We start from the raw sequence: 4,542 nt of genomic DNA on the forward strand, positions 1-4,542 counted from the left end.
ACCCGTCCGCTCCAGAACATCGACGTCCGTACCGAACACAACCCCCTTCAACGGACGGTCGAGGAACGGATCAAGATGCCCACACACCTCGTCAAGAGCCATGGCGAACACCGGGAACGTCTCATACAACTCACGCCCCATACCCACACGCTGACTACCCTGACCGGTGAAAACCACCCCAAGACGGCCCTCGACCACCGCACCCGAGACCACACCGGGAACATCACCACCGGACACCACCGCCTCCAGACCGGCAAGGAACTCCTCCGACTCCCGCCCGAAGAGCACCGCCCGGTGTTCGAGCGACGAGCGGCCCGACAACAGGCTCCAGCCGGTGTCGACGGGGTCGAGGCCGCTCTCGGCCGTCAGGTGGGCGCGCAGGCGGTCGGCCTGCGCGCGCAGGGCCTCCGCGCTACGGCCCGACACCAGCCACGGCAGCGCGGTGACCGGAGCGGTCGGCTCGGCGGCGGCCTCGGCGGGCTCCTCCGCCGGCGCCTGCTCCACGATGACGTGAGCGTTGGTGCCGCTCACGCCGAACGAGGAGATGCCCGCACGCCGCGGCCGGTCGGCGTCCGGCCACTGCCTGGCCTCGGTCAGCAGTTCGACGGCGCCCGCGGACCAGTCCACGTGGGTGCTCGGCAGGTCGGTGTGCAGGTTCTCCGGCAGCATGCCGTGCCGCATCGCCATGACCATCTTGATGACGCCCGCGACGCCCGAAGCGGCCTGGGTGTGGCCGATGTTGGACTTCACGGAGCCGAGGAGCAGTGGCCGGTCGGCGGGCCGGTCCTGGCCGTAGGTGGCGAGGAGGGCCTGGGCCTCGATCGGGTCACCGAGTACCGTTCCCGTGCCGTGGCCCTCGACGGCGTCGATGTCGCTGGTGGCGAGGTGGGCGGCGGCGAGGGCCTGGCGGATGACGCGCTGCTGGGAGGGGCCGTTCGGGGCGGTCAGGCCGTTGCTCGCACCATCTTGGTTGACGGCGGAACCCCGTACGACGGCAAGGACCTCGTGGCCGTTGCGGCGCGCGTCCGACAGGCGCTCCAGGGCGAGAACGCCGATACCCTCGCCCCAGCCCGTGCCGTCGGCGGCTTCCGCGTACGGCTTGCAGCGGCCGTCGGAGGCGAGGCCGCCCTGCCGGCTGAACTCCGCGAAGGCGCCCGAGGTGACCATGACCGCGACGCCGCCCGCCACGGCGAGGTCGCACTCGCCCTGACGCAGCGCCTGCGCCGCCAGGTGCAGGGCGACGAGCGAGGACGAGCAGGCCGTGTCGACGGTCACCGCCGGGCCTTCGAGCCCGAACACGTACGACACGCGGCCCGATATGACGCTGGAGACGTCACCGGTGAGCAGATAGCCGTCGACGCTGTCCGGCGACGCCATGAGGGCGGGGCCGTAGCCCTGGGCGGTGGCGCCGACGAACACTCCGGTGCGGCTGCCGCGCAGCGAGGCCGGCGGGATCCCGGCCCGCTCGAAGGTCTCCCACACGCATTCGAGGAGGAGGCGCTGCTGCGGGTCCATGGCCATGGCCTCGCGAGGCGAGATCCCGAAGAACGCGGCGTCGAAGTCGCCCGCGTCATAGACGAAACCACCGCCTCGCTCCGGCTGTTCCGGTTCGTCTGACGCACCCTCGGGGAGGCCGCCGAGCGCCTCGACGTCCCAGCCGCGGTCGGCAGGGAAAGCGGACAGGGCGTCGCGCCCGTCCGCCACGAGCTCCCACAGGTCCTCCGGGCCGCGGACGGCGCCGGGGTAACGGCAGCTCATTCCGACGATGGCGATGGGCTCGGGCTCCTCCGCCTCGGCTTCACGCAGTCGCTGGCGCGTCTCGTGGAGGTCGGCGGTCACCCGCTTGAGGTAGTCGAGGAGCTTTTGCTGGTCCGCCATCGGAAACTCACCTGTTCGCGTAGTCACAGAAAAATCCGCACCGGTCGGGCCGACCGGGCCGTGCACCGGCCCGGTCGGACTGATTCAGGAAATGCCGAGTTCTTTGTCGATGAAGTCGAAGACCTCATCGGCCGACGCCGATTCGAGCCGCGAGGAGACCGCCTCGCCGTCATCGGGCGCCTCGGCGTCCGCGCCCTTCCACTTCGACATCAGCGCCTCGAGCCGCATCGTGATGCGCATGCGGGCGCTGTCGTCGGGCGCGATGGAACGGAGGCCCGCCTCCAGGCGGTCCAGCTCCTGGAGGGTGGAGTCCACCCCGTCGGCGCCGTCCTGCACCAGCTGCGTACGTAGGTACTGGGCAAGGACGGCGGACGTGGGGTGGTCGAACACGAGGGTCGCGGGCAGTCGCAGCCCCGTGGCCTTGTTGAGGCGGTTGCGGACCTCGACGGCCGTCAGGGAGTCGAAGCCGATCTCCCTGAAGGCCCGGTGGGCGTCCACGGACTCCGCGTCGGTGTAGCCGAGCACGGCGGCCGCGTGCGTGCGCACGATGCCCAGCAGGATCACCTCGCGCTCGGGCTCGGTGAGCGGGGCCAGGCGACGCCGCAGGTCGGCCGCCGCGTCGTCGCCGGTGCCCGTCTCCGCCACCGGTTCGGCCGCGACGGACTCCAGGTAGGCGCGTACCTCGGGCAGGCCGCTGATGAACGGGCTGGTCCGGGCCGAGGTGAAAGCGGGCGCGAACCGTTCCCAGTCCAGGTCGGCGACGGCGAGGAACGTCTCGTCGTCCGCGACCGCCTGGGCGAGCGCCGCGACGGCGAGGTCCGGCGCCATCGGCCGCAGCCCCCGGCGGCGGAACTGCTCCTCGCCGTCGTCCCCTGCCATGCCGCCCCCGGCCCACAGGCCCCACGCCACGGAGGTGGCGGTCAGGCCGCGCGCTCTGCGCTGCTCGGCCAGGGCGTCGAGGTGGGCGTTGGCGGCCGCGTAGGCGCCCTGGCTTCCGCTGCCCCACACGCCCGCGTTGGACGAGAACAGCACGAACGCGTCGAGGGACGCGGTGTCCAGGAGCGCGTCGAGATGCTCGGCGCCCTCGACCTTCGCCTCCAGGACGCCGGCGATGTCGGCGTCCGACATCTCGGCCAGGGGCTGGCCCTGTCCGACGCCTGCCGCGTGGAACACCGACCGCAGCGTGTGCCCGTCCTCGACGAGCCGGCCGAGGAGCCCGGTGACCGAACCCTGGTCCGCCACGTCACACGCCTCGATGGTCACCTTGGCGCCCAGCTCCTCCAGTTCCGTCCGGAGCTCGGCGGCGCCGGGCGCGTCGGGGCCGCGCCGGCTGGTCAGGACCAGGTGCTCAGCACCTTCGCGGGCCAGCCAGCGTGCCACGTGCCCACCGATGGCACCCGTGCCGCCGGTGACCAACGCGGTGCCGCGAGGCGTCCACTTCCGCGCCTCGCCCGCCGCGAGCGGTGCCCGCACGAACCGCCGCACGCACACGCCCGCCTGACGCACCGCGAGCTGGTCCTCGCCACTGTCCTCCCCGGCGCCCGCGAGGATCCCCACGAGCTGGGACGCCACCCGGCTGTCGGGCTTCTCCGGCAGGTCGATGAGGCCGCCCCAGCGGTCGGGGTACTCCAGGGCCACGACCCGGCCGAGGCCCCACACCTGCGCCTGGGCGGGCCGCGCAGGGCCGTCGGCATGGTCGGTGGCCACCGCGCCACTCGTGACGGTCCACAGACGCGCCCCGATCCCGGCGTCCCCGAGCGCCTGCACCAGCGCCACGGTGCCCGCGAGCCCGGCGGAGACGCCCGGGTGCTCCTCGAGAGGGGACTCGTCGAGAGCGAGCAGGCACAGAACACCGGCCAACTCCGTGTCCGTACCGGCGATGCACGTGAACAGCCGCTCGGTCAGCGCCTCGCGCGTCGCCCCGCCCGCGGGAACCCGGAGTTCGTCCGCCTGCACACCGGCCTGCTCCAGCGCCTCTGTCACGGCCTCAGGCCATGCCTGCCCGGTCTCCGCTCCCTCCGGTACGACGACCAGCCAGCGGCCCGTCGGACCGGCGGCCGGCAGACCGCCCGCGAGGGGCTGCCAGGCCACCTGGTAGCGCCAGCTGTCCAGTACCGACCGCTCACGCCGCTGCCGCCGCCACGACGACAGCACGGGAAGAACGGCACCCAGCTCGGCCGCCGAGCCGTCCGCCACCGCGAGTTCCCCGGCCAGTTGTTCCAGGTCCTCCCGCTCCACCGCGTCCCAGAACCGCGACTCGACCTCGTCCGTGGCGAGCGGCGCCCCGACCGGCAGCTCCTCCTTTGCGGCGAGCAGCCAGTAGTGGTCGCGCTGGAAGGGGTAGGTGGGGAGGTCGACGGTCGTGCGGTGACCGGGGAAGAGGGCCTTCCAATCGAGCTCGGCGCCATGTACATGGGCCTCCGCGAGGGAAGCCGCGAAGCGGCCGGCCCCACCGTCGTCACGCCGCAGCGAACCGATCGTGACAGCCGGACTCTCCGCCGCGTCGATCGTGGCCTGCACCGGCACAGTGAGCACCGGATGCGGGCTCATCTCCAGGAACAGACCATGACCCTCGGCCAGCAGGCCACGGGTAGCGTGCTCGAACAACACCGTCCGGCGCAGATTGCGATACCAGTACCCCCCATCCATCACCGTGCCCGCGTC

The 4,542-nt window shown here is 72.5% G+C and carries 2 protein-coding genes; both read right to left on the bottom strand.

Annotation, left to right across the window (positions count from 1 at the left end; genetic code table 11):
• On the bottom strand, nt 1–1,878 hold a 1,878-nt coding region (locus tag ACFYQ5_RS35965), incomplete at its 3' end, for a type I polyketide synthase (RefSeq protein ID WP_389203825.1).
• Between the two features lie 84 nt (nt 1,879–1,962).
• On the bottom strand, nt 1,963–4,542 hold a 2,580-nt coding region (locus ACFYQ5_RS35970; RefSeq protein ID WP_389203827.1), incomplete at its 5' end, for an SDR family NAD(P)-dependent oxidoreductase.

It is taken from the genome of Streptomyces sp. NPDC005794, assembly GCF_042871445.1.
GTDB lineage: Bacteria > Actinomycetota > Actinomycetes > Streptomycetales > Streptomycetaceae > Streptomyces.